Here is a 22523-nt window from a genome sequence, read left to right on the forward strand (position 1 = left end):
CCAGGATGGACGGGTGAACGCAGCACCTCACCCGTCGGGACCCGGCGACCCGGAGTCCCGGTTGCTCGGCCCGGTCGAGGTCCGCGCGCTCGCCGAACGGCTCGGCCTGCGGCCGACCAAGAAGCTCGGCCAGAACTTCGTGCACGATCCGAACACGGTGCGCCGCATCGTGCGCACCGCCGGCGTCGACGACACCGACGAGGTGCTCGAGGTCGGCCCCGGGCTCGGGTCGCTGACGCTGGCGCTGCTGCCCGTCGCCGCGCGGGTGCACGCCGTCGAGATCGACCCGGTGCTCTCCGGTGCGCTCGCCGGCACCGTCGCCGACCGCGCCCCGGCCCTGGTCGACCGTCTGCGGATCACCACCGCGGACGCGCTGCGGGTCACCGCCGAACAGCTCGGCGTCACCGCCGACGATCCGGCGGCCGGACCCACCGCGATCGTCGCGAACCTGCCCTACAACGTCGCCGTCCCGGTGCTGCTGCACCTGCTCGCCGAGCTGCCGGGCCTGCGCACCGGGCTGGTCATGGTGCAGGCCGAGGTGGCCGACCGGATGGCCGCGCCGCCCGGGTCGCGCGAGTACGGGGCGCCGAGCGCGAAGCTCGCCTGGTACGCCTCGGCCCGCCGGGCCGGACCGGTGCCGCGCGCGGTGTTCTGGCCGGTCCCCGGCGTCGACTCCGGGCTGCTGGCGTTCACCCGCCGCGAGGCGCCGTCGGACGTGCCGAAGGCGGAGGTGTTCGCCGTCGTCGAGGCCGCGTTCGCGCAGCGCCGCAAGGCGCTGCGGTCCGGGCTGGCCGGCTGGGCCGGGTCCGCCGCGGCCGCCGAGACCGCCCTGCGCAGTGCGGGGATCGACCCGATGACCCGCGCCGAGCGCGTCGACATCGCCGGGTTCGCGGCGATCGCCGCCGCCCGCCCGGCCTGAGCCCGCGACCGGCCGTCACGACGCCTCGATCGACACCGAGGTGCAGGGCGGGGCGCGGGACGCGCGCGCAGCGCGCACGATGGATCCGCCGCACCGGCACCGCCGGTGGTCCGACGAGGAGGACGAGAGATGGCCGAGAGGTCCCGGGTGGTCAGCGCGGACGGGACGAGCCCCTGGCCGGCGCTGTGGGCGCTGGTCATCGGGTTCTTCATGATCCTGGTCGACGCCACCATCGTCACCGTCGCGACGCCGGCGCTGCTGTCCTCGCTGCAGGCCGACGTCAACTCGGTGATCTGGGTGACGAGCGCCTACCTGCTCGCGTTCGCCGTCCCGCTGCTGATCACCGGCCGGCTCGGCGACCGGTACGGGCCCAAGCAGGTCTACCTCGTGGGCCTGGCCGTGTTCACGCTCGCGTCGCTGTGGTGCGGGCTGACCGACACCGTCGGCATGCTGATCGTGGCCCGGGTCGTGCAGGGCCTCGGCGCGTCGATGATGACGCCGCAGACGATGGCCGTGATCACCCGGACGTTCCCGGCCGCCCAGCGCGGACGCGCGATGAGCCTCTGGGGTGCCGTGGCCGGCGTCGCGACGCTGGTCGGGCCGATCCTGGGCGGCGTCCTGGTCGACTCGCTCGGCTGGGAATGGATCTTCATCGTCAACGTCCCGGTCGGTGTAGTCGCCTTCGTCGCGGCCTGGCGCCTGGTGCCCGCTCTCGAGACGAAGATCCGCAGCTTCGACCTGCTCGGGGTCGCGCTGTCCGCGGTGGGCCTGTTCCTGCTGGTCTTCGGCATCCAGGAGGGGCAGCGCTACGACTGGGGGACGATCACCGGACCGATCTCGGTCTGGTCGCTGATCGTCGCCGGGCTCCTCGTGCTCGCCGGGTTCGTCTACTGGCAGGCCCGCAACCCCGGCGAGCCGCTGATCTCGCTGACGCTCTTCCGGGACCGCAACTTCAGCCTGGCCAACGTCGCGATCACCACCGTCGGGTTCGCCGTGACCTCGCAGGGCTTCCCGCTGATCCTCTACGCGCAGACCGTCCGCGGCATGACCCCGACCCAGTCCGCGCTGCTGCTGGCGCCGCTGGCGATCCTCTCCGGCGCGCTGGCCCCGTTCACCGGGCGGCTCACCGACCGGGTGCACCCGCGCTGGATCGCCGGGTTCGGGATGAGCACGTTCGTGATCGGACTGTTCTGGCTCTCCTGGGCGATGACGGCCGACGCGCCGGTCTGGCACCTGCTGCTGCCGATCGCGCTGATCGGCGTGTCCAACTCCTGCGTGTGGGCGCCGATCAGCACCAGTGCCACCCGCAACCTGCCGATGGACCAGGCCGGTGGCGGCTCCGGGGTCTACAACACCACCCGCCAGATCGGGGCGGTGCTCGGCAGCGCCGCGATCGCGGTGGCGATGGAGTCGCGGCTCGCGGCGCTGATGCCCGCGGGCACCACCGGCGGGTCGCTGGAGCCGGGCACGGGGGGCGCCCTGCCTCCCGCCGCCCGGGACGCGTTCGCCGCGGCGATGGCCCAGGCCCTGCTGCTGCCGGCCGCGGTGCTGGTGATCGGGTTCGCGGCCGTGGTCTTCTTCGCCACCCCACGCCACCTCCTCGCACGCCGCGAGCCCGACCGGCGGGAGACCGCCGCCGTCGCGGAATGACCCCTCGCGGTGACCCGCCCCACCGTTGACGGGCCGTGCTCGGCGTCGGTGGCGGGGCTGCCCGTAGGGTTGAGCGGTGCTGTCCGCCGTTCCACGTCCGGTGACCGTCCGGGTCCCCGCGAAGATCAACCTCCATCTCGCCGTCGGCGGGGTCCGTGAGGACGGCTACCACGATCTGGTCACCGTGTTCCACGCGGTGAGCCTGTTCGACGAGGTCTCGGTCGAGCACGCGGAGGCGCCCACCCTCGAGGTGCACGGCGACAGCGTGGCCGAGGTCCCGATCGACGCCACGAACCTGGCCTGGCGCGCGGTCGAGATGCTCGCCGCCCGGGCCGGCCGCGAACCGGACGTCCGGGTCGTGCTGCGCAAGGGGATCCCGGTCGCCGGCGGCATGGCCGGCGGGTCCGCCGACGCCGCCGGAGCACTCGTCGCGCTGTCGAACCTGTGGCGCATGGAGCTGTCCAGGGAGGAGCTGTCCGTGATGGCCGCCGAGCTCGGCTCCGATGTCACGTTCGCCCTGCACGGCGGCACCGCGCTGGGCACCGGGCGCGGCGAGCAGGTCATCCCCGTCCTGGCCCGGCACCGCCTGCACTGGGTGATCGCGCTGGCCCGCGGCGGGCTGTCCACCCCGGCCGTGTTCGGCGAGCTGGACCGGCTGCGCGGCGACACCGAGCCCGTCGAGCGTCCGGTCGAGCCGGTGCTCGAGGCGCTGGCCGGGGGAGACCCGCGCCAGCTCGCGCTGAACCTGGGCAACGACCTGCAGGCCGCCGCCGTGTCGATGGCCCCGGACCTGCGCCGCACGCTGCGCGCCGGGGTGAACGCGGGCGCACTCGCCGGGCTGGTGTCCGGCTCCGGCCCGACGTGCGCGTTCCTCTGCGCCGACGCCGACGCCACCGTCGAGGTGGCCGCCGAGCTGGCCGGCGCCGGCGTGTGCCGGACCGTGCGCGTCGCGCAGGGCCCGGTCGGCGGCGCCCGCGTCGTCGACGACTCCGAACCGCCGCCCGGCTCGCCCCCACCCGGCTCACCGCCGTCCGGGCGCGGTGGCGCCGACGGTTCCGGCGCCTGGCCCCCGGTGCGTGCCTGATGGCCGCCCGGACGAACCTGCTCAACCTCGAGTCGGTCACCGCGCACGTGCCCGGTGACGCCTCGCGGGTGCTGCTCGACGCCGTCTCCCTCGGGGTGGACCGCGGCGAGCGGATCGGCGTCGTCGGCCTCAACGGCGGCGGCAAGTCGACCCTGCTCGACGTCCTGACCGGGGAGCGCGCACCGGAGGCGGGCCGGGTCAGCCGCGTCAACGGCCTGCGGATGGCGCACCTGGCCCAGCGCGACACGTTCCCGGCCGGGTCCCGGATCCGCGACGTCGTGCTCGCCGGCTACGACGCCGACCACGAGTGGGCCGCCGACGCCCGCGTGCGCGACGTGCTCGACGGCCTCGGCATCGCCGACCTGGAGCGCCCCACCGAGGGCCTCTCCGGCGGCGAGAAGCGCCGGATCGCCCTGGCCAGTGCCTTGGTCGGCGAGCTGGATCTGGTGATCCTCGACGAGCCGACGAACCACCTCGACGTCGAGGGCATCAGCTGGCTGGCCCGGCACCTCACCGAGCGGCGCTGTGCGACCGTCGTCGTCACGCACGACCGCTGGTTTCTCGACACCGTCTGCACGCGGACCTGGGAGGTCGCGGGCGGAGCGGTGGAGAGCTACCTGGGCGGCTACGCGGACTGGGTCTACGCCCGTGCCGAGCGCAGCCGTCAGGCCGACGCCGCCGAGGCACGCCGGCAGAACATGGCGCGCAAGGAGCTGGCCTGGCTGCGCCGCGGCCCGCCCGCGCGCACGTCCAAGCCGCGGTACCGGATCGAGGCGGCCGAGGCGCTGATCGCCGACGTCCCGCCGCCGCGCAACACCGTCGAGCTGCTGGGCTTCGCGACGAACCGGCTCGGGCGCACCGTGCTCGAGCTGGAGGACGCGACCGTGCGGGTCGGCGGCCGCACCCTGCTCGACGACGTCACGTGGCGTCTCGGGCCGGGCGACCGGGTCGGCATCGTCGGGGTCAACGGCTCCGGCAAGACGACCCTGCTGCGGTCCCTGACCGGGGAGCGGGAGCTCGACTCCGGGCGCCGGGTCCAGGGCAGCACGGTCAAGCTCGCGCAGCTCACCCAGGAGCTCGTCGACCTGCCCAAGAACATGCGTGTGCTGGAGGCGACCGAGGCCGTCGCCAAGTACGTGCGGTTCGGCAAGCAGGAGATGACGGCGTCGTCGGTGCTGGAGCGGCTCGGGTTCCCGGCCGCACGGCAGTGGACGCCGGTCGGGCAGCTCTCCGGTGGCGAGCGCCGCCGGCTGCAGCTGACGCGGCTGCTGATGGACGAGCCCAACGTCCTGCTCCTCGACGAGCCGACGAACGACCTGGACGTCGACACCCTGGCCAACCTCGAGGACCTGCTCGACGGCTGGCCCGGCACGCTGATCGTGGTCAGCCACGACCGGTACCTCACCGAGCGGGTCTGCGACACGGTCGTCGCCCTGTTCGGCGACGGGCGGATCACGCACCTGCCCGGCGGGATCGAGGAGTACATGTCGCGGCGGGCCGCGGCCGGGGTCACCGGCGGCAGCCTGTCGATGGCCTCGGACCCGACGGCGAACGCGGGCTCCACGGCCGCGACGGCCACGGCGGCCGGCCGGGGCTCGGCGTCGAGCGCGGCCGAGCAGCGCGCGGCCCGCAAGGAGGCCTCCCGGCTGGAACGGCGGATGACGACGCTCACGGCCAAGGAGGAGAAGCTGCACGCGCAGCTCGCCGAGGCGGCCACCGACCCGACCCGGCTGCAGGAGCTCGGCCGTGAGCTCAAGGACCTCGTCGCCGAGCGCGAGACCATCGAGCTGGAGTGGCTCGACGCCGCCGAGCGCGCGGAGAGCTGAGTTCTGGTCGTCAGGCGGCGGGGCCTAAGACGGAAGTCGTAGGGAACATCAGTAATTCGACCGATCCGGTGCGGGGCCGGCGCGGTCTACCGTCGTGGAAGTGCGACGGGCTGGGGAGCGTCGTCGCACGGGGGTGACGGGTTCGCCGCCGGTGACGGGGGGTGGCGGCGAACCCGGTCACCCGTTTCCGCGTCCGGTGCGGGCCGTGTCAGCGCGCGGTCAGGGCCGTGACAGCGCCCGGGACAAGAGTTCCCGTCATGAACTCCTTCACCGTGGGCCGTGACGACACGATCATCGAGGTCGACGGCCTGACCAAGATCTACGGCGACGTCCGCGCCCTGGACGGCGTCTCGTTCACCGCCCGCCGCGGGTCCGTGCTCGGGCTGCTCGGCCCGAACGGCTCCGGCAAGACGACGACCGTCCGGGTGCTGTCCACCCTGCTGCGCGCCGACTCCGGCCTGGCCACCGTGCTCGGTCATGACGTCGCCACCGACCCGGGCGCGGTCCGCAGGCGGATCGGCCTCACCGGCCAGTACGCCGCCGTCGACGAGGCGCTGACCGGCGTCGACAACCTGGTGCTGATCGCCCGGCTGCTCGACCTGCCGCGGCGCACCGCCCGCGCCCGCGCCGACGAGCTGATCGACCGGTTCGGGCTGCGCGACGCGGCGAAGCGCCGGGTCCGCACCTACTCCGGCGGCATGCGCCGTCGCCTCGACCTGGCCGCCAGCCTGATCGGGCGCCCCGACGTGCTGTTCCTCGACGAGCCGACGACCGGCCTGGACCCGCGGCACCGCAACGAGGTGTGGGAGTCGGTCCGGGAGCTGGCCGAGGACGGCGTCACCGTGCTGCTCACCACGCAGTACCTGGAGGAGGCCGACCAGCTCGCCAACGACCTGGTCGTGCTCGACTCCGGCAAGGTGATCGCCTCCGGGACGGCGTCGACGCTCAAGGCCCGTGTCGGCGGCAGCCGTCTGCACGTGCGCCCGTCCGAGACGGGAGACATCACCGCGGCCACCGCCATCGTCGCCGAGCTGACCGGCACCGCGCCGTCGGTGGACCCGTCCGGCGAGATCACCGCCCCGGCCGCCGAACAGGCCCTGCTGTACCGGGCCGGCGACCGGCTCGACCGGGCCGGCATCACCGTCGCCGAGATCGGGGTGCGCCTGCCGAGCCTCGACGACGTCTTCCTCACCCTCACCGGCCGCGCGGCCGAGTCCGCCGGCGACACCCACGAGGAGTCCGCAGCATGAGCACCACCCTCGAGACCCGGCCGGCCACGCCGCCCGGACCGCCCACCCTCGACGCGGGACCGTCCACGCCCCGCGTCCCGTCGATCCTTCGCCACGGGGCCACCCTGGCCCGGCGCGGCATCGTCAAGACCGTGCACTCGCCCGAGGCACTGATCGACGTCACGCTGCAGCCGATCATCTTCCTGTTGCTGTTCGTGTACGTCTTCGGCGGCGCGATCGCCGGGGACAGTGCCTCCTACCTGCAGTTCGCCCTGCCCGGGGTGCTGCTGCAGACCGTCGTGTTCGCCTCCGCCGGTACCGGTGTCGGTCTGGCCGAGGACCTCAAGACCGGGATCTTCGACCGGTTCCGTAGCCTGCCGATCTCGCGCGGAGCCCCGCTGCTCGGCGCGATCGGTGCCGACCTGGTCCGCTACCTGACCTCCGGCGTGATCATGCTGGCGTTCGGCGTCCTGCTCGGGTTCCGCACCGACGCGTCACCGCTGGCCATCCTGGCGGTGTTCGGCCTGGTCATCGCGTTCGCGTTCGCCCTGTGCTGGATCTTCACGGCGCTGGCGATGGTGGTGCGCGAGCCGCGGTCGGTGCAGGGCCTCAGCGCTCTGATCATGCTGCCGATCACGTTCGCCAGCTCGGTGTTCGTCTCGACGGAGACGATGCCCGGGTGGCTGCGGGGCTTCGCCTCGGTCAACCCGGTGTCGCTGACCGCGGACGCCGTGCGTGGCCTGCTCAACGGTGGACCCGTGGCCGGCCCGGCGACGGCGTCGCTGCTCGTGGCGGGTGTGATCGTGGCGGTCTTCGCCCCGCTCGCGGTGGTCCTGTACCGGCGCCGGACCTGAGGCCGGTCAGGTGCCGGTCGGGGAGGGGCCAGGGGGACGGTCGCGGGGGAGCGACCGCCCCCGGGCCGTCGCCGCGTCCGCACCGTCCTCGCCCAACGCGGCACGCACCCCGTCCAGGACGGCGACGGTCTCGGGGTCGCCGTGGTCGAGGGTGCCGCGGCGGACGATGGCCACCCCGAGCAGCTCACCGGCCCGTTCCGGGTCCCCGGCCGCGAGCGCCCAGCGGGCCGAGATCTCCGCGACCCGGCCGACGACCGGGCCGTCCCCGCTGGCCACGGCCGGTACCGCGGCCCGGTCGAGCAGGTCGCGTGCGGCGTCGAGACGTCCCCCGTCCAGCTCGATCGAGGCCCGGATCGCGAGCATGCTCGCCTCCCGCTGCGGGGCGCCCGGGGCCGGGCCGAAGGGCACCTCGGCCTCGGCGGCGTCGAGCAGAGTGCGGGCCAGCGCGAGGTCACCGCCGCGACGCTCGATGTCGGCGCGTGCGGCGTCGAGATAGGCGAACCAGTTCCCCTCGCGGCCCGCGGCCTCGGCCTGCGCCCGGACGATCTCGGCGCGCGCGGTGGCGATGTCCCCGGTGCGCGCGGCCAGGGAGGCCAGGCGCATCCGGAACTGCGGCGCGTCGTCGACGTTGCCCAGCTCGGTGGCCAGGTCCACGGCCTCGGCGAAAGCGGCCCGCGCGGCGTCGGACTCCCCGGCCAGGTCCTCCAGCTCGCCGAGGGAGGACACGCTCATCCCGAGCCCGAACCGGTCACCGGTCTCGGTGAAGCGGGCGTGCGCGACCCGCAGCATCCGACGCTGGGTGTCGAGGTCGCCCTCGTTCTCGGCGGCGGTCGCGACCATCTGCGCGGCGGCGCCCTGCAGCCAGCGGTCCTCGTCGCTCGCGCTCGGCGGGGCTTCCACGATCGCGGTGAGCCCGGTGTCGTCGGAGCCGGTGAACGCCCGCCGGAGCGGCTCGGCCAGCGTGACCGCCGGGTGCCACGGACGCGGCAGGTCCGCCAGCGTCGCCGTCAGCTCGTCCAGGTCGGCCGACGCGCCGGTGGTGTCGCCCTGCGCGGCGCGCAGCAGGGCCCGGAACGTGCGGTTCACCGCGGACGACGGCCCGGGTCCCGGGTCCGGCAGGGCCCACACCTCGCCGGCCCAGCGCTCGGCCGAGCTCAGCGCGCCGCGGATCATCCAGCTCCACGACATCCCGGCCAGCAGCCGGTGCGCGAGCGTCACGTCCCGTGTGGCGACGGCGCGGCGCAGGGCCAGGGTGATCTCACCCTCGGCGCGGCGGACCGCCCCCAGGGCGTCGAGCTGGCGGCGGGTGCGCAGCAGCGGCTCGGACCGTTCGACGAGGTCCAGCGCCCACCGTGCGTGCGCCTCGGTGACCGTCTCCCGCTCGCCGGACTCGCCGAGCCGGGCCGCGGCGTACTCGCGGATCGTCTCGAGCATCAGGTAGCGGGTCGGACCGCCGTCGGGGTCCGGGGAGGCGAGCACGAGCGACTTGTCCACCAGCACGGCGAGCAGGTCGACGGTGTCGTCGGTGGGGGTGCCGCAGACCGTCTCCAGCACGTCGAGCGCGACCGGGCCGGCGAACACACCCATCCGGGAGACCAGCCGTCGCTCCGGGGCGGTCAGCAGGTCCCAGCTCCAGTCGACGACGGCGCGCAGCGTCTGGTGCCGCGGCAGCGCGGTCCGGGAACCGGTGGTGAGCAGCCGGAACCGGTCGTCGAGCCGCGCCGCGATCTCGCGCGGGCTCAGGGTGCGGACGCGGGCGGCGGCCAGCTCGATCGGCAGCGGCTGCCCGTCCAGGCGGCGGCAGATCTCGGCGACGACGCCGGCGTCGTCGCCCGTGCCGTCGAACCCGGGACGGACCGCGGCGGCCCGGTCGACGAACAACCGCGCGGCGTCGACGGCCGGTAGCGCCCCCAGCGGGTGCAGCACCTCACCGGTGATCCCCAGCGGCTCCCGGCTCGTCGCCAGCACCCGCAGCCCCGCCGACGCCTGCAGCAGCGTCGCCACCAGGTCCGCGACCGCGCCGACGAGATGCTCGCAGTTGTCCAGGACCAGCAGCAGGTCCCGCCCGGCCACCGCCGCGTGCAGCCGCTCGGCCGGGTCGATCGCGTCGGTGCCCGACCGCAGCACCATCTCGGGGCCGCCGACGGCGTGCAGCACCGCCGACGGCAGCTGCTCGTCACCGGTCAGCGGGGCCAGCTCGACGACCGCGACGGTGCCGGTCGTCGTCGCCGTGACCTCCGCTCAGGCGGGTCTTCCCGGCCCCGCCCGGGCCGGTCACGGTGACCAGCCGGGAGGTGGTGAGCAGCGCGCGCACACGCGCGACGTCGGCGTCGCGTCCGACGAACGTGGTCAGGGCGGGGGCCCGGCCGCGCCGGGTCCCGGCCGGCGGTGCCGCGGGGGTGCGGGTGCCGTTCGTCCCGGCCCCGGTCGGTCCGACGGGCAGGGAGGGGGTTGCGGCGGGAGGGGCGGCGGCGCCGTTCGACCCGGCGGTCACGCGCTGACGCGGGGCCACCTCGTACTCCCCGCGCAGGACGGCCATCCGGGTCCGGGCCAGCTCCGGGCCGGGGTCCATCCCGAGCGACTCGGCCAGCGCGTCACGGGTGCGGTCGAGCACGTCGAGGGCGTCGGCCTGGCGTCCCCCGGCCAGCAGGCCCCGGGCCAGCGCGACGGCGGTGCTCTCCCGCAACGGCTGCTCGTCGAGCAGGGCGGACAGCGCGTCGAGCCCGGCCGTGGGGTCGCCGGCCTCGCGCCCCCGCGCGGCCAGCGACTCGACGACGTCGGCGCGGATCCCGGCCAGGCGGGCCGCGGCGGGCTCGGCGAAGGGCAGGTCCCGCACGTCGGCGAGCGCGGGGCCGCGCCAGAGCGCCAGCGCGTCGCGCAGCAGCTCGCAGGCCCGTCGCGGGTCGGGCTCGTCGGTCGCGGCGCGGCGCAGGGTCGCGAAGCGCAACGCGTCGACTCGGTCCGGGGCGACGTCGAGGCGGTAGCCGCCGGGTGCGGTCGTGACCAGGTCCGGGCCCAGCGCCCGGCGCAGACGCGACACGAGCGACTACAGGGCGTTGCCGGCGGTGTCCGGCGGCTGCTGTCCCCACAGGGCGTCCACCAGGGCCGACGTGCCGACGGGGTGTCCGGCGTCGAGGGCGAGCCGGGCGAGCAGGCCGCGCAGCCGCAGCCCGGCCGGGGCCAGCTCGGTGGGGTCGGCGTCGGTCCGGTGCGCCGTCACCGCACCGAGGACCCCGATCTGCACCGCGCCAGTCTTGCACCGTCGCGAGGTGCGGACCGACCGGATTCGCCCGCGCAGGACTGTCGGTGCCCCGTGGCACCGTGTGCACTGTGGAACCGGACCGCGAGTTCGTGTGGGAGGGACACCGCGTGCGGTGGACGCGTGGCGGGCACGGGCCGCCCGTCGTGTTCTGCCACGGGACGCCGTGGTCGTCGCGGCTGTGGGCGCCGATCGCGACGGCGCTGAGCAGTGGGTACGAGGTGTACCTGTGGGACATGCCCGGCTACGGGCGGTCCTCGATGGACGACGGCGCGGACGTCTCGCTCGGCACCCAGGGCCGGCTGCTGGCCGCGCTGCTGCAGCACTGGGAACTCCCGTCGCCGCACGTCGTCGCACACGACTACGGCGGGGCGGTGGCGCTGCGGGCACACCTGCTGCACGGCGCCCGCTACGCCTCGCTGGCCCTGGTCGACGTCGTCGCGCTGGCGCCGTGGGGCTCGGACTTCTTCCGGCTGGTGCGGGAGAACGCCGGTGTGTTCGCGGCGCTGCCGCCGCCGCTGCACGAGGCGCTGGTGGCGGCGTACGTCCGCGGCGCGAGTGCGCAGGGCCTGCCCGCCGCGGCGGAACGGATGCTCGTGGAGCCCTGGACCGGACCCGCCGGGCAGGCGGCGTTCTACCGCCAGATCGCCCAGGCCGACGAGCGGTTCACCGACGAGATCGAGCCCCGCTACGGCGAGCTGGACGTGCCGGTGCGGGTGATCTGGGGTGAGGACGACACGTGGATCCCGGCCGACCGGGCGCACCGGCTGGCCGCCGCGATCCCCGGGGCCGGGCTGGACCTGGTGCCCGGGGCGGGGCACCTGATCCAGCTCGACGCCCCGGAGGCGCTCACCGCGTCGTTGTTGCGGTGGCTCGCGGAGCGGGAGGTGGCCTGACGGATCAGACCGCCTTCGCGGCGACCTCGGCCAGCTCGTCGAGGGCGGTCAGCGTGTCGTCCTCGGGCAGGGTCTCCAGCATGAACGTCACACGGTCGACGCCGGCGTCGGCGTAGGCCTTGATCGGGTCGAGGTCGGTGCCCAGCCCGAAGACGGTGAACGGCACGTCGGTGCGGCCCTGGTCGGCGAGCCAGGAACGGACCCGGTTGATCTCCTCGACCGAGGTGTGGGCCCGCGGGAGCCAGGCGTCGCCGTGCGTGGCCAGGCGGTTCAGCGCGGCCTCGCTCTCCCCGCCGAGGTAGATCGGCGGGTGCGGGTCCTGCACCGGCTTCGGCCAGGCGAACGTCGCGTCGAAGTTCACGTGGTCGCCGTGGAACTCGGCCTCGTCCTTCGTCCACAGCTCCTTGAGCGCCCCGAGCTGCTCGGTCATCAGCGCGCCGCGCTTCTTCGGGTCCACGCCGTGGTCGCGCATCTCCTCGCGGTTCCACCCGGCGCCGACGCCGAACTGCACCCGGCCGTTCGACATGAGGTCGAGGCTGGCGACCTCCTTCGCCGTGTGGATGACGTCGCGCTGCGGGAGCAGCACGATGCCGGTCCCGAGAAGCAGGTTCTCGGTGACCGCGCCCATCTCGGCGAGCGTCAGGAACGGGTCCAGCGTGCGGTAGTACTTCTCGGGCAGGTCCCCGCCGCCCGGGTACGGCGACTCCCGGCTGGCCGGGATGTGCGAGTGCTCAGCGAGGAACACCGAGTCGAACCCGCGCGCCTCCAGAGCCCTGGCCAGGGGGGCCGGTCGAATGCCTTCATCGGTCACGAACGTCGCTACTCCGAACTTCACGACGACGGGGTACCCAAGCGGTGACCTCGCCATACCCCGCCCGGGTGGGAGCCTCGACGACGACGGCGGGCGACGACCCGGGAACGAGATCACGACGGCCGCGAAGCCGTTGCAGTGTGGTCACGAGCGGTCATGGAACCCTCTGGCGGGCATACAGTCCCGGAACTCCTGATCACCCCTTCAGAAACCCGGGGGCCCACCATGTCGCTCCGTCGTCCGGTCGTCCTGACCGTCGTGCTCGTGATGCTCGCGGTGGGGGTGCTCACCGGCGCGACGGCCGCGGCCTCGGCGTCCGCTCCCGCGACGCCCGCCGCGGCGCCGCTCCCCGCGCCCGCCGGGGCCACTCCGGCCGCCCGTCCGGCGGCCGCGGTGCCCTCGCTGGTGGCCCGCAGTGCCGCCACCCCGGCCACGGCGGCGACGCAGGGCGCGTCCGCGGCGCTGGCCAAGGTCCGGCCGCCGTGCCGGGTGACGGCACGGGCCTGCGTGGACCTCTCGGCGAAGAAGGCGTGGCTGACGAACGGCGCCGGACGGATCGTCTACGGCCCGGTGTCCGTGCTCGGCGGCCGGCGCGGCGAGCCGACCCCGGTCGGCACGTTCTCGGTGTCGAACAAGGTCCGCGACTACCACTCGCGCCAGTTCGACGCGCCCATGCCGTACTCGGTGTTCTTCATGCCCGGCATCGCGTTCCACCAGGGCAGCCTGTCCACCCGATCGGCCGGCTGCCTGCACCTGTCCCGCGCCTCGGCGCAGCGCTTCTTCTCCGAGCTCGGCCCGGGCGACTCCGTCCAGGTCGTGAGCTGAACCCGCCCGCCCGGCCGGCGACCGCCCGGCCGGGCACCGGGGCCTACTCGGCCAGGCGCTGCAGCAGCAGTGCCTCGCCGAGCACGCCCTTGCCGAACATGCCCAGGTGCAGGCTCTCGTCGATCCCGTGCCAGCGGCTGGCCGGGTCGCCGACGCCGGTGACCAGCACCGCCGCACCCGGGAACGTGCGCGCGAACTCGGCGATGAACGGGATCGAGCCGCCGATGCCCATCTCGACCGCCGACGAGCCGTAGGCCGAGGAGAACGCCTGGCGGGCGGCGTCGTAGACCGGACCGGTCGCCTCCAGGCTGAACGGCTCGGCGATTCCGGCACCGGAGGACGTCGTGACGTGCGCGCCCCACGGCACGTGGGCCTCGAGGTGCTCGCAGAGCGCCCGCTGGGCGGTCTTCGCGTCCTCGCCGGGGGCGAGCCGCATGCTGACCATCGCGCGGGCGCGCGGCAGCAGGACGTTCGAGGACTCCTCGACCCGCGGCGCGTCGATGCCCAGCACGGCGATCGCCGGCTTGTGCGTGATCCGCTCCGGGATCGTCCCGGTGCCGATCAGCTCGACGCCGTCGAGCAACCCGACGTCGGAGCGGAACGTCGACTCCTCGAAGTCCGGTGCGTCGGAGACGGCGGTGGTCAGGCCGGGTACGGCGACCTCGCCCTTGTCGTCGTGCAGCGAGGCCAGGGTGCGGCACAGGGCGGTGAGCGCGTCGCCCACCGGGCCGCCGTAGACCCCGGAGTGCACCGGGCTCTTCAGCATCGACACCTCGACCACGACGTCGACCAGACCGCGCAGCGTCGTGGTCAGCGCCGGGACGTCGACCGACGGGTTCCCGGCGTCGGCGATCACGATGACGTCCGCGGCGAGCAGCTCGTGGTGCTCGGCGAGCAGGGCGGTCAGGGTCGGCGAGCCGGACTCCTCCTCGCCCTCGATGAACAGCGTGACCCCGACCGGGGGCTTCCCGTCGTAGGCGCGGATCGCGGCCAGGTGGGTCATCACCCCGGCCTTGTCGTCGGCGGCGCCGCGGCCGTAGAGGCGCCCGTCGCGCTCGGTCGGCTCGAACGGCGCGGACGTCCAGTTCTCGTCGCCGCCGGTGGGCTGCACGTCGTGGTGGGCGTAGAGCATCACCGTCGGCGTCCCGGGCGGGGCGGGCCAGTGCGCGACGACGGCCGGTGCGCCGTCGGCCGCGCTGAGCACCTGCACCGACTCCGCTCCGGCGGCCCGGGCCAGCTCGGCGACGGCGTCGGCGCTGCGCCGGGTGTCCTCGGCGTGCGCCGGGTCGGCCCAGATGCTGGGGATCCGCACCAGGGACTCGAGATCGGTGCGTGCCCCGGGCAGGACGCGCGTGACGGCGTCGGCGAGGGCGGCGGGCGGGGCGGGCGGCGTCTGTGGCTGCGACACGTCGCCGGATGCTACGCCCGTGAGGTGACGGCACCGCGGCGCCGCGACGACCGCGCGGTGACGCCGCGCGCCCCGCCGCCTGTCCGGCTCCGGCCGGTTCCGCGTGACCTGCGGCTCGCACGCGGACCCGTGTCCTCGCACGCGATGTTCCGCGTGCGAGGACACCGGAACGGCTGCGAGGCGGGCGTGGCGGGCGATCGCGGCGACGTCGCGCCCGCTTCACGGCGGGAGGAGGGTTCGCGTCGCTAGGCTGCCGGGTATGTCCCGCTTCCTGGCGATGATGCTGGAGTCCGCGGCCGGGTCCGGCCCTGCCCCCGCCCACGGCGACGGTCCGGGGGAGGACCTGCGGGGCATGACCACCGGGGAGCCGCACGACCCGGTGCACCGTTCCTGGCCGGAGATCCACCGCGTCGCCCGCGGACGAGCGGACGCGCTGCGCCGGGGCGGCGACGGCGTCGAGGGCCTGGAGCCCGGTGGCGCGGTCGGCGTGCTGGCGGGGGAGCCGGCCGCGATCGCGCCGGTCGCCCAGGCCGTCTGGCTCTGCGGCGGCAGCGTCACGATGCTGCACCAGCCGACCCCGCGCACCGACCTGGCCGTCTGGGCGGCGGACACGATCGAGGTCCTGCGCATGATCGGCGCGCGGATGGTGCTGCTCGGACCGCCGTTCGACGCGCTCGCGCCGGTCCTGACCGAGCAGGGCATCGCGTTCCGCACGATCGACTCCCTCGACGGCGACCCGGACGCGTTCACCCCCGACGCGGATGTCGCCGGCGAGGACGACACCGCGCTGCTGCAGCTGACCAGCGGGTCCACCGCGACGCCCAAGGCCGTCCGGATCACGCACGGCAACCTGCACGCCAACATCTCCGGGATGGTCACCGCCGCCCGCCTCGACATCGAGCGCGACCGGATGGTGTCCTGGCTGCCGCTCTTCCACGACATGGGGATGGTCGGCTTCTTGACCATCCCGATGACGGTCGGCCTGGACCTGGTCTCGGTGACCCCGACCGAGTTCCTCGGCCGCCCGCGGCTGTGGGCCGAGCTGATCTCGAAGTACGCCGCGACCGTCACCGCCGCCCCGAACTTCGCCTACGCCGTGCTGGCCCGCCAGCTCGCCCGCGTCGACGACGGTGCGCTGGACCTGTCGTCGCTGCGGATCGCGCTCAACGGCGCCGAGCCGATCGACCCGCTCGCCGTCGCCACCTTCACCGACGCCGGTGCCCGGTTCGGGCTGCGCCCGGAGTCGGTGCTGTGCGCCTACGGGATGGCCGAGACCGCGCTCGGTGTGTCGTTCGCGCCGGTGGAGACGGGGCTGAGCACCGACGTCGTCGACGCCGAGGCCCTGGAGCTGCACCGCAGCGCCGCCCCCGCGACCGACGGCCCGTCGCGGGCGTTCCCCGAGCTCGGGCCGCCGCTGCCCGGGATCGAGGTCCGGGTCGTCGACGGCGAGGGTGCGGTGCGCGGGACCCGCGAGGTCGGGGTGCTGCAGCTGCGCGGAGAGTCGGTGACGCCCGGCTACCTGACCGTCGAGGGGCCGGTCGCCACCCGCGACGCCGACGGCTGGTTCGACACCGGCGACGAGGGCTACCTGACCGAGGCCGGCGCGGTCGTCGTCTGCGGCCGTCGCAAGGACGTGATCATCATGGGCGGGCGCAACATCTACCCGACCGACATCGAGCGCGCCGCAGGCGAGGCCGACGGGGTGCGGGCCGGCAACGTCGTCGCCGTGCGTCTGGCCGCGGGCCCGGACCGGCACCGCGAGTCGTTCGCCGTCGCCGTCGAGGCCAAGGCGGCCGACGACGCCGACGCCGTCATCACGATCCGCGCCGACGTCGTGCGCCGGGTGGTGTCCGCGGTGGGGGTGCGCCCCGCCGAAGTCGCGGTCCTCGCGCCGGGGAGCCTGCCGAAGACGCCGTCGGGCAAGCTCCGCCGCGCCGCCACCGGCGACCTGCTCGCCACCCCCTGAACGAGGTCGTGCGCGGATATCGCTGCCGGAGCAGCGATATCCGCGCACGGGGGCGTCAGTCCGAGAGGGCGTGGAACCGGTTCTGGGCCGGTTCGAGGCCGTCGGACAGCAGAGCCTCGGCGGCGTCCGCGGCCAGGTCGACCGCGAACTCCAGCTCCTTGCGCTCGGCCCCGGCGAAGCGCTTGAGCACGAAGTCGGCGGGGTCCTGCCGGCCCGGCGGACGGCCGATGCCGAACCGGACCCGCAGGTAGTCCTTCGTCCCGAGCGAGCGGCTGATCGAGCGCAGGCCGTTGTGCCCGCCCTCACCGCCACCGCGCTTGAGCCGGATCACGCCGAACCCGAGGTCGAGGTCGTCGTGCACGACGACGACCTCCTCCGCGGGCACCGAGAAGTAGTTGACCAGCCCGGCCACCGGCCCGCCGGAGACGTTCATGTACGTCCGCGGCTTGGCCAGTGTCACCGGGCGGCCGACCAGGCGTCCCTGTGCGACGTCGGAGTTCGAGCGCTTGTGCGAGGTGAACCGGGCGCCGGCCCTCGTCGCCAGGAGTTCGGCGACGAGGAAGCCGACGTTGTGCCGGGTCTCGGCGTACTCGGGGCCCGGGTTGCCGAGCCCGACCACCAGAGCGGGGCCCGGCACCGGACTCACTTGTCGTCGGAGCCGGACTCGCCGTCCGAGTCGGAGGCGTCGGACGACGCGTCGGAGGACTCGCCCTCCGCGGCCTCGGCCGCCTCGGCGGCCTCCTCCTCGTCGGACGGGTCCTCGACGACGCCGGCACCCTCGGTGTCGATCTCGGCCTCGAGCTCTTCCTCGGTCGGCGCCGGGATGACCTGCAGGACCAGGTACTCGGCGTCGGTGCGCAGCTCGACGCCGTTGGGCAGGCGCAGCTCGCCGGCCAGGTACTGGGTGCCGATCTCGGCGCCCTCCACGGAGACCTCGATGTTCTCCGGGATGTTGAGGACGTCGGCCTCGACCAGGACGGTGTTGAGGTCCTGGCTGATCAGCGAGCCCGGCTCGGCGTCACCGGTGACGACGACGTCGAGCTCGACCTCGACCTTCTCGCCCCGCTTGATGACCAGCAGGTCGACGTGCTCGATGTAGGGGCGCAGCGGGTGCACGACCACGGTCTTGGTCAGCGCCAGCTGGGCCGGGCCGGACACGCCCGGTACGTCGAGCTCGAGCACGGCGTTACGGCCCTGGTCGCGGACGACGGCGGCGAACTCCAGCGACGGCAGCGAGAGGTGCTGCGGGTCGGTGCCGTGCCCGTAGAGGACGGCGGGGATCTTGCCCGCGCGGCGGGTGCGACGTGCGGCGCCCTTGCCGAACTCGGTCCGGGTCTCGGCTGCGATACGGGTCTGGGCCACGGGAACTGCTCCTCAGTCGTTCTTGGAAGTCTGCGACGAACGCGCAGCGAGACGAGGAGCCGACCGGGGTCGGCCCACGTCGATCACGGCGGGTCCGCGTTGCACCCGCCCTCGCCGCGGAAGTGACGACCAGAGTACGCGGCACCACCCGGACGGCCGGTCGCGGGTGGTGTCCGCCCCGGTTACGCGTTGCCGTCGAACAGGCTGGTGACCGATCCGTCCTCGAACACCTGGTGGATGGCCTCGGCGAGCAGCGGCGCGATCGGCAGCACCGTCATGTTCGCGAAGCGCTTCTCGTGCGGGATCGGGAGCGTGTCGGTGAAGATCACCTCGTCGGCGCCGCAGTTGGCCAGCCGCTCCGGCGCCGGGCCGGAGAGCACGCCGTGCGTGGCCGCGATGATCACGCTGGCCGCGCCCTCCTTCTGCAGCACCTCGACGGCCTTCGCCACCGTGCCACCGGTGTCGATCATGTCGTCGATCACGACACAGGTGCGGCCCTCGATGTCGCCGACGACCCGGTTCGCCACGGCCTCGTTCGGCTTGCGCGGGTCACGCGTCTTGTGGATGAACGCCAGCGGGGTCCCGCCGAGGGTCTCCGACCAGCGCTCGGCCAGGCGCACGCGCCCGGAGTCGGGGGAGACGACCGCGAAGTTCGTGTCCGGCCGGGTCGACTTGATGTAGTCGGCGAGCACCGGCAGCGCGAACAGGTGGTCCACCGGGCCGTCGAAGAAGCCCTGGATCTGCGCGGTGTGCAGGTCCACGGTGAGGATCCGGTCCGCGCCGGCGACCTTGAACATGTCCGCGATCAGGCGCGCGGAGATGGGCTCGCGGCCGCGGTGCTTCTTGTCCTGGCGGGCGTAGCCCCAGAACGGCATGACGACGGTGATCCGCTTGGCCGAGCCGCGCTTGAGCGCGTCGACCATGATCAGGTGCTCCATCAGCGCGTCGTTGATCGGCGCCGAGTGCGACTGCAGGACGAACGCGTCGCTGCCGCGCACGGACTCCTCGAAGCGGACGAAGATCTCGCCGTTGGCGAAGGAGTACGCCGACTGCGGCGTGACGGTGACGTCGAGCTCCTTGGCCACGTGCTCGGCCAGCTCCAGATGGGCTCGGCCGGAGAACAGCATCATGTTCTTCGTCGGCGTGGCTGAGATCGCGCTCACCGTGTCGTGCCTCCTCGGCGGGTGTCGCCGGCGGTCTCCGCGCCGTGCACGGGATGTCCGTGCGGCTCGGCCCCGTTGCCGGTGGTCGGAACTGCACCCGCGCCGTTCTGCGCGGGTGTGAACTGGGCGGGGTCCTCGGTGGACGCCCGCGCTGCGGCGTCGGCCGCGGCCGTCCCGGGTCGCTTGCGGACGACCCAGTCCTCGATCGTGCGCTGCGGGCCGCCGGAGACGGCGAGGGCACCGGGCGGGACGTCGTCGCGCAGCACGGTCCCGGCGCCGGTGTAGGCGCCGTCGCCGACCCGGACCGGGGCGATGAACATCGTGTCCGAGCCGGTCCGCACGTGCGATCCGACGACCGTGCGCTGCTTGCGCACGCCGTCGTAGTTGACGAACACCGACGCGGCACCGATGTTGCTCATCTCGCCGATCGTCGCGTCGCCGACGTAGGTCAGGTGCGGCACCTTCGTGCCGGCGCCGATGTCGGAGTTCTTGACCTCGACGAACGTGCCGATCTTGCCCTTGTCGCCGAGGCGGGCGTCCGGGCGCAGGTAGGCGAACGGGCCGACGGACGCGCCCGCGCCGATCACCGAGCGGGAGCCGTGCGTGCGGACGACGACCGCTCCGGCGCCGATCTCGCAGTCGGTCAGCGTGGTGTCCGGGCCGATCTCCGCGCCGTCGCCGACGGTCGTGGCGCCGTGCAGCTGCGTGCCCGGGTGCAGGACGACGTCGACGCCGAGGGAGACCTGGACGTCCACCCAGGTCGTCCCGGGGTCGACGACGGTCGCGCCGGCCAGCATCGCGCGCTCGAGGACGCGGCGGTTCAGCTCCGCGCGCACCTCGGCGAGCTGGACGCGGTCGTTGACGCCGCGCAGCAGCCACTCGTCGGTGCAGCGCACGGTGCGCACCACCCGTCCGGCGTCGACGGCGGCGGCCACCAGGTCGGTGAGGTAGAGCTCCTGCTGCTCGTTGTGCGCGCTCAGGCCGGCCAGCCCGGCGGTGAGGAACTCGGCGTCGAAGGCGTACACACCGGAGTTGATCTCGGTGATGGCGCGCTGATCGGGGGTGGCGTCGCGGTGCTCGACGATGCCGCGCACGCCGCTGTCGGCGTCGCGCAGGATGCGGCCGTAGCCGTTCGGGTCGGCGAGGTCGGTGGTGACGAGGGTGACCGCGGCCGACGACGACTCGTGCACCTCGACCAGCGCGGCCAGGGTGGAGGTGTCGAGCAGCGGCACGTCGCCGTAGGTGACCAGCACGGTGCCCCGCAGGTCCGCGGGTAGCGAGGTCGTCCCGCACCGCACCGCATCACCGGTGCCGAGGCGCTGCTCCTGCACGGCGGTGAGCACCTCGTGGCCGAGCTCGTCGGCGGTCACGGCCAGCGCGGCACGGACCTGCTCGCGCTCGTGACCGACGACGACGACCAGGTGCTGCGCGTCGAGCCCGGCCACCGCGTGCACGGCGTGGCCGAGCAGGCTCCGGCCGCCCATCGTGTGCAGGACCTTCGGCACGGCCGACCGCATCCGGGACCCGGCACCGGCGGCCAGCACGATCGCGGCCGCGGGTGCGTGCCCGGCCGGTGGGGAGGAGGCTGCGTCGTTCCGCGCGGGGTCGTCGTGTGCGGGGTCGTTCCCCGCGGTCGCCCCCGTGCGCTCGTGGCCGTCGGGCATGTCGACTCCTGCCTGTCCCGCTCGTGTCACTGCGACGTCGTGTCCTCGGTTCTCGTCTGCCGGGCCGCGCCGAATCCTACGGGGGGCCCGCGACGGGTCCCCGGGCGCGCCGGACGGGACGGCCGTGCGGACGGACCGTGATCGTCCGTTCGGCCGTACGAGTGATCATCGGGGTCGGGCATTCGGGTAGTAACCGCCGACGTCACCGGCTCGTTTCACTGTTCGGTCGCCGGATCGGTCGGCGAGCCGGCGGTCGGGGCACGAAGGAGTCGGATGTTCGGGAATCTCACGGGGCGCTGGTCCCGGGCGATCGTGGTCGGTGCGCTGGTCGCGGTGTCGGGTCTGGTCGTGACGGGGGTGGCGTCGGCGAAGCCGGCCCCGGCGTCGTCGGCCCCGGGGGTCGCGGGCACGCCGTGCACCGCGGAGGCGCGGGCCTGTGTGGACCGGGCTGCGAAGAAGGCCTGGCTGATCACCGACGGCAAGGTCTCGCTGGGTCCGCTGCCCGCCTCGACCGGCGGTCCCGGGCACGAGACCCCGCCCGGTGACTTCACCGTCGAATGGAAGCACCAGGACCACCGCAGCGCCGAGTTCAACAACGCCCCGATGCCGTGGGCGGTGTTCTTCGCCCAGGGCGGGATCGCGTTCCACGAGGGCAACGTGCACACCCCGTCGGCCGGGTGCGTGCGCCTGGAGGCCGGGCCGGCGAAGACGTTCTACGAGACACTGCAGGTGGGCAGCCGCGTAGAGATCCGAGGCTGAGCCCTCGTACCGGGTCACGGGGTCGGGCCCGCTCGTCGCGTCGCCCGACCCGCTCGTCGCACGACCGTTGCCGGGTCGACTACCGGCGGGGCCGAACGGGTTGACCACGGGTGGACGTACCCGGCGTCGCCGGCGCCGGACTCCGAGAACACAGGAGGACCCATGCCCACCCGCACCGCTCGCACCGCCTGGAACGGAACGCTCCAGGACGGCTCCGGCCAGGTCGAGCTGAGCAGCAGCAAGGCCGGCACCTACGAGGTCAGCTTCCCCAAGCGTGCCGCCGATGAGGCCGGTGGCAGCACCAGCCCGGAGGAGCTCATCGCCGCGGCCCACTCGGCCTGCTTCGCGATGCAGCTCTCGGCCGACATCGCCGAGGCCGGCGGCACCCCGGAGTCCCTCGAGGTCTCCGCCGACGTCTCGCTCGGGCCGGACCAGAACGGTGGCTTCAAGCTCACCGGCATCGCGCTGAAGGTCCGCGGCGAGGTGTCCGGCCTCGACGCCGCCGGCTTCGAGAAGGCCGCGCAGGCCGCCAAGGCCGGCTGCCCGGTCAGCAAGGCCCTTACCGGCGTCGAGATCACGCTGGACGCCGCACTCGACTGATCGGTCCTCCGATCGACACGACGCCGCGCCGACCCTGTCGGTGCGGCGTCGTCGTGTGCGGCGTCGTGTGCGGAGGCGGAGAGGCGGTGCCGGGCGACGGCAGGCCCGTGCTCCGCCGCCAGGATTCGAACCTGGACCATCTGAACCAAAATCAGAGGTGCTGCCCTTACACCACGGCGGACAGGCCTTCATCCTGGCACGCTCGCGAACGGCGGGTCGACCGGGACGCCGCGCGTCGCGGAGGACGG

General features: G+C 74.3%; 20 protein-coding genes and 1 tRNA gene. 11 read left to right on the forward strand and 10 right to left on the reverse strand.

Annotation, left to right across the window (positions count from 1 at the left end; all coding sequences use genetic code 11):
• Positions 1–13: 13 nt before the first annotated feature.
• From rsmA to EV383_RS03605, 6 genes are all read left to right on the forward strand, one after another.
• A complete protein-coding gene (gene rsmA / locus EV383_RS03580; RefSeq protein ID WP_242622872.1) occupies positions 14–919 on the forward strand; it encodes a 16S rRNA (adenine(1518)-N(6)/adenine(1519)-N(6))-dimethyltransferase RsmA in 906 nt (301 codons plus the stop codon).
• A gap of 129 nt (positions 920–1048) precedes the next feature.
• A complete protein-coding gene (locus EV383_RS03585) occupies positions 1049–2569 on the forward strand; it encodes a DHA2 family efflux MFS transporter permease subunit (protein WP_130288591.1) in 1521 nt (506 codons plus the stop codon).
• Positions 2570–2645: 76 nt separating this feature from the next.
• Positions 2646–3653 (forward strand): 4-(cytidine 5'-diphospho)-2-C-methyl-D-erythritol kinase, encoded by a 1008-nt coding sequence (locus tag EV383_RS03590; RefSeq protein WP_130288592.1) that lies wholly within the window; start codon positions 2646–2648, stop codon positions 3651–3653.
• Complete coding sequence (locus tag EV383_RS03595) at positions 3653–5479, forward strand: ABC-F family ATP-binding cassette domain-containing protein (protein ID WP_130288593.1); 1827 nt, start codon at positions 3653–3655, stop codon at positions 5477–5479. The genes EV383_RS03590 and EV383_RS03595 overlap by 1 nt, the downstream gene beginning before the upstream one ends.
• A 257-nt stretch (positions 5480–5736) precedes the next feature.
• Positions 5737–6729 carry an ATP-binding cassette domain-containing protein gene (locus tag EV383_RS03600; RefSeq protein WP_130288594.1) on the forward strand — a complete coding sequence of 331 codons (993 nt, stop codon included), beginning with the start codon at positions 5737–5739 and terminating at the stop codon, positions 6727–6729.
• On the forward strand, positions 6726–7562 hold the full coding sequence (locus EV383_RS03605; RefSeq protein WP_130288595.1) for an ABC transporter permease: 837 nt from the start codon (positions 6726–6728) through the stop codon (positions 7560–7562). The genes EV383_RS03600 and EV383_RS03605 overlap by 4 nt, the downstream gene beginning before the upstream one ends.
• 6 nt (positions 7563–7568) lie before the next feature.
• On the opposite strand, the gene EV383_RS03610 is transcribed toward EV383_RS03605, so the two are convergent.
• From EV383_RS03610 to EV383_RS03620, 3 genes are read right to left on the reverse strand one after another with little or no spacing between them, the layout of a single operon-like run.
• A complete protein-coding gene (locus EV383_RS03610) occupies positions 7569–9719 on the reverse strand; it encodes an ATP-binding protein (RefSeq protein WP_130288596.1) in 2151 nt (716 codons plus the stop codon).
• A 19-nt stretch (positions 9720–9738) separates the two neighbouring features.
• Entirely contained in the window at positions 9739–10602 is an 864-nt protein-coding gene (locus tag EV383_RS03615; RefSeq protein ID WP_130288597.1) for an AfsR/SARP family transcriptional regulator, read from the reverse strand.
• A 6-nt stretch (positions 10603–10608) separates the two neighbouring features.
• Positions 10609–10806: a hypothetical protein gene (locus EV383_RS03620; RefSeq protein ID WP_130288598.1), complete on the reverse strand. Its 198-nt coding sequence runs from the start codon at positions 10804–10806 to the stop codon at positions 10609–10611.
• 86 nt (positions 10807–10892) lie between these two features.
• Between EV383_RS03620 and EV383_RS03625 the strand changes: the two genes are divergently transcribed.
• Positions 10893–11717: an alpha/beta fold hydrolase gene (locus EV383_RS03625; protein ID WP_130288599.1), complete on the forward strand. Its 825-nt coding sequence runs from the start codon at positions 10893–10895 to the stop codon at positions 11715–11717.
• Positions 11718–11721: 4 nt separating this feature from the next.
• Here EV383_RS03625 and EV383_RS03630 read toward each other — a convergent pair whose 3' ends face one another.
• The gene (locus tag EV383_RS03630) at positions 11722–12552 is read right to left on the reverse strand and encodes an LLM class F420-dependent oxidoreductase (RefSeq protein ID WP_130288600.1); all 831 of its coding nucleotides are present in this window, start codon (positions 12550–12552) and stop codon (positions 11722–11724) included.
• 201 nt (positions 12553–12753) lie between these two features.
• Here EV383_RS03630 and EV383_RS03635 point away from each other — a divergent pair, with 201 nt between their 5' ends.
• Positions 12754–13353, forward strand: coding sequence for a L,D-transpeptidase (locus EV383_RS03635; RefSeq protein ID WP_242622873.1), 600 nt, complete (start codon positions 12754–12756; stop codon positions 13351–13353).
• Between the two features lie 43 nt (positions 13354–13396).
• On the opposite strand, the gene EV383_RS03640 is transcribed toward EV383_RS03635, so the two are convergent.
• Positions 13397–14761, reverse strand: a complete 1365-nt coding sequence (locus EV383_RS03640; protein ID WP_130288601.1) for a dipeptidase — start codon at positions 14759–14761, stop codon at positions 13397–13399.
• A 259-nt stretch (positions 14762–15020) separates the two neighbouring features.
• Here EV383_RS03640 and EV383_RS03645 point away from each other — a divergent pair, with 259 nt between their 5' ends.
• Positions 15021–16727: a fatty acyl-AMP ligase gene (locus EV383_RS03645; protein ID WP_130288602.1), complete on the forward strand. Its 1707-nt coding sequence runs from the start codon at positions 15021–15023 to the stop codon at positions 16725–16727.
• A gap of 55 nt (positions 16728–16782) precedes the next feature.
• On the opposite strand, the gene pth is transcribed toward EV383_RS03645, so the two are convergent.
• The 4 genes from pth to glmU form a co-directional block, all read right to left on the reverse strand.
• A complete protein-coding gene (pth, locus tag EV383_RS03650) occupies positions 16783–17373 on the reverse strand; it encodes an aminoacyl-tRNA hydrolase (RefSeq protein WP_130288603.1) in 591 nt (196 codons plus the stop codon).
• A complete protein-coding gene (locus EV383_RS03655; RefSeq protein WP_130288604.1) occupies positions 17370–18089 on the reverse strand; it encodes a 50S ribosomal protein L25/general stress protein Ctc in 720 nt (239 codons plus the stop codon). Before EV383_RS03655 ends, pth begins: the two co-directional genes overlap by 4 nt.
• A 182-nt stretch (positions 18090–18271) precedes the next feature.
• The gene (locus EV383_RS03660) at positions 18272–19252 is read right to left on the reverse strand and encodes a ribose-phosphate diphosphokinase (RefSeq protein ID WP_130288605.1); all 981 of its coding nucleotides are present in this window, start codon (positions 19250–19252) and stop codon (positions 18272–18274) included.
• Positions 19249–20916: a bifunctional UDP-N-acetylglucosamine diphosphorylase/glucosamine-1-phosphate N-acetyltransferase GlmU gene (gene glmU, locus EV383_RS03665; RefSeq protein WP_130288606.1), complete on the reverse strand. Its 1668-nt coding sequence runs from the start codon at positions 20914–20916 to the stop codon at positions 19249–19251. The genes EV383_RS03660 and glmU overlap by 4 nt, the downstream gene beginning before the upstream one ends.
• A gap of 273 nt (positions 20917–21189) precedes the next feature.
• On the opposite strand from glmU, the gene EV383_RS03670 reads away from it, so the two are divergent.
• Entirely contained in the window at positions 21190–21675 is a 486-nt protein-coding gene (locus EV383_RS03670) for a L,D-transpeptidase (protein ID WP_130288607.1), read from the forward strand.
• A gap of 162 nt (positions 21676–21837) precedes the next feature.
• Positions 21838–22275: an OsmC family protein gene (locus EV383_RS03675; protein ID WP_130288608.1), complete on the forward strand. Its 438-nt coding sequence runs from the start codon at positions 21838–21840 to the stop codon at positions 22273–22275.
• Between the two features lie 110 nt (positions 22276–22385).
• Here the strand turns inward: EV383_RS03675 and EV383_RS03680 are convergent.
• Positions 22386–22456: transfer RNA gene (locus EV383_RS03680), tRNA-Gln, on the reverse strand.
• Between the last annotated feature and the right edge of the window lie 67 nt (positions 22457–22523).

Source organism: Pseudonocardia sediminis, assembly GCF_004217185.1.
Lineage (GTDB): Bacteria > Actinomycetota > Actinomycetes > Mycobacteriales > Pseudonocardiaceae > Pseudonocardia > Pseudonocardia sediminis.

Coding starts and splice junctions, on each gene's coding strand:
- EV383_RS03675 (WP_130288608.1), top strand. CDS start 21,838: ATGCCCACCCGCACCGCTCGCACCGCCTGGAACGGAACGCTCCAGGAC.
- EV383_RS03605 (WP_130288595.1), top strand. CDS start 6,726: ATGAGCACCACCCTCGAGACCCGGCCGGCCACGCCGCCCGGACCGCCC.
- EV383_RS03595 (WP_130288593.1), top strand. CDS start 3,653: ATGGCCGCCCGGACGAACCTGCTCAACCTCGAGTCGGTCACCGCGCAC.
- EV383_RS03645 (WP_130288602.1), top strand. CDS start 15,021: ATGTCCCGCTTCCTGGCGATGATGCTGGAGTCCGCGGCCGGGTCCGGC.
- glmU (WP_130288606.1), bottom strand. CDS start 20,916: ATGCCCGACGGCCACGAGCGCACGGGGGCGACCGCGGGGAACGACCCC.
- EV383_RS03635 (WP_242622873.1), top strand. CDS start 12,754: ATGTCGCTCCGTCGTCCGGTCGTCCTGACCGTCGTGCTCGTGATGCTC.
- EV383_RS03600 (WP_130288594.1), top strand. CDS start 5,737: ATGAACTCCTTCACCGTGGGCCGTGACGACACGATCATCGAGGTCGAC.
- EV383_RS03670 (WP_130288607.1), top strand. CDS start 21,190: ATGTTCGGGAATCTCACGGGGCGCTGGTCCCGGGCGATCGTGGTCGGT.
- EV383_RS03585 (WP_130288591.1), top strand. CDS start 1,049: ATGGCCGAGAGGTCCCGGGTGGTCAGCGCGGACGGGACGAGCCCCTGG.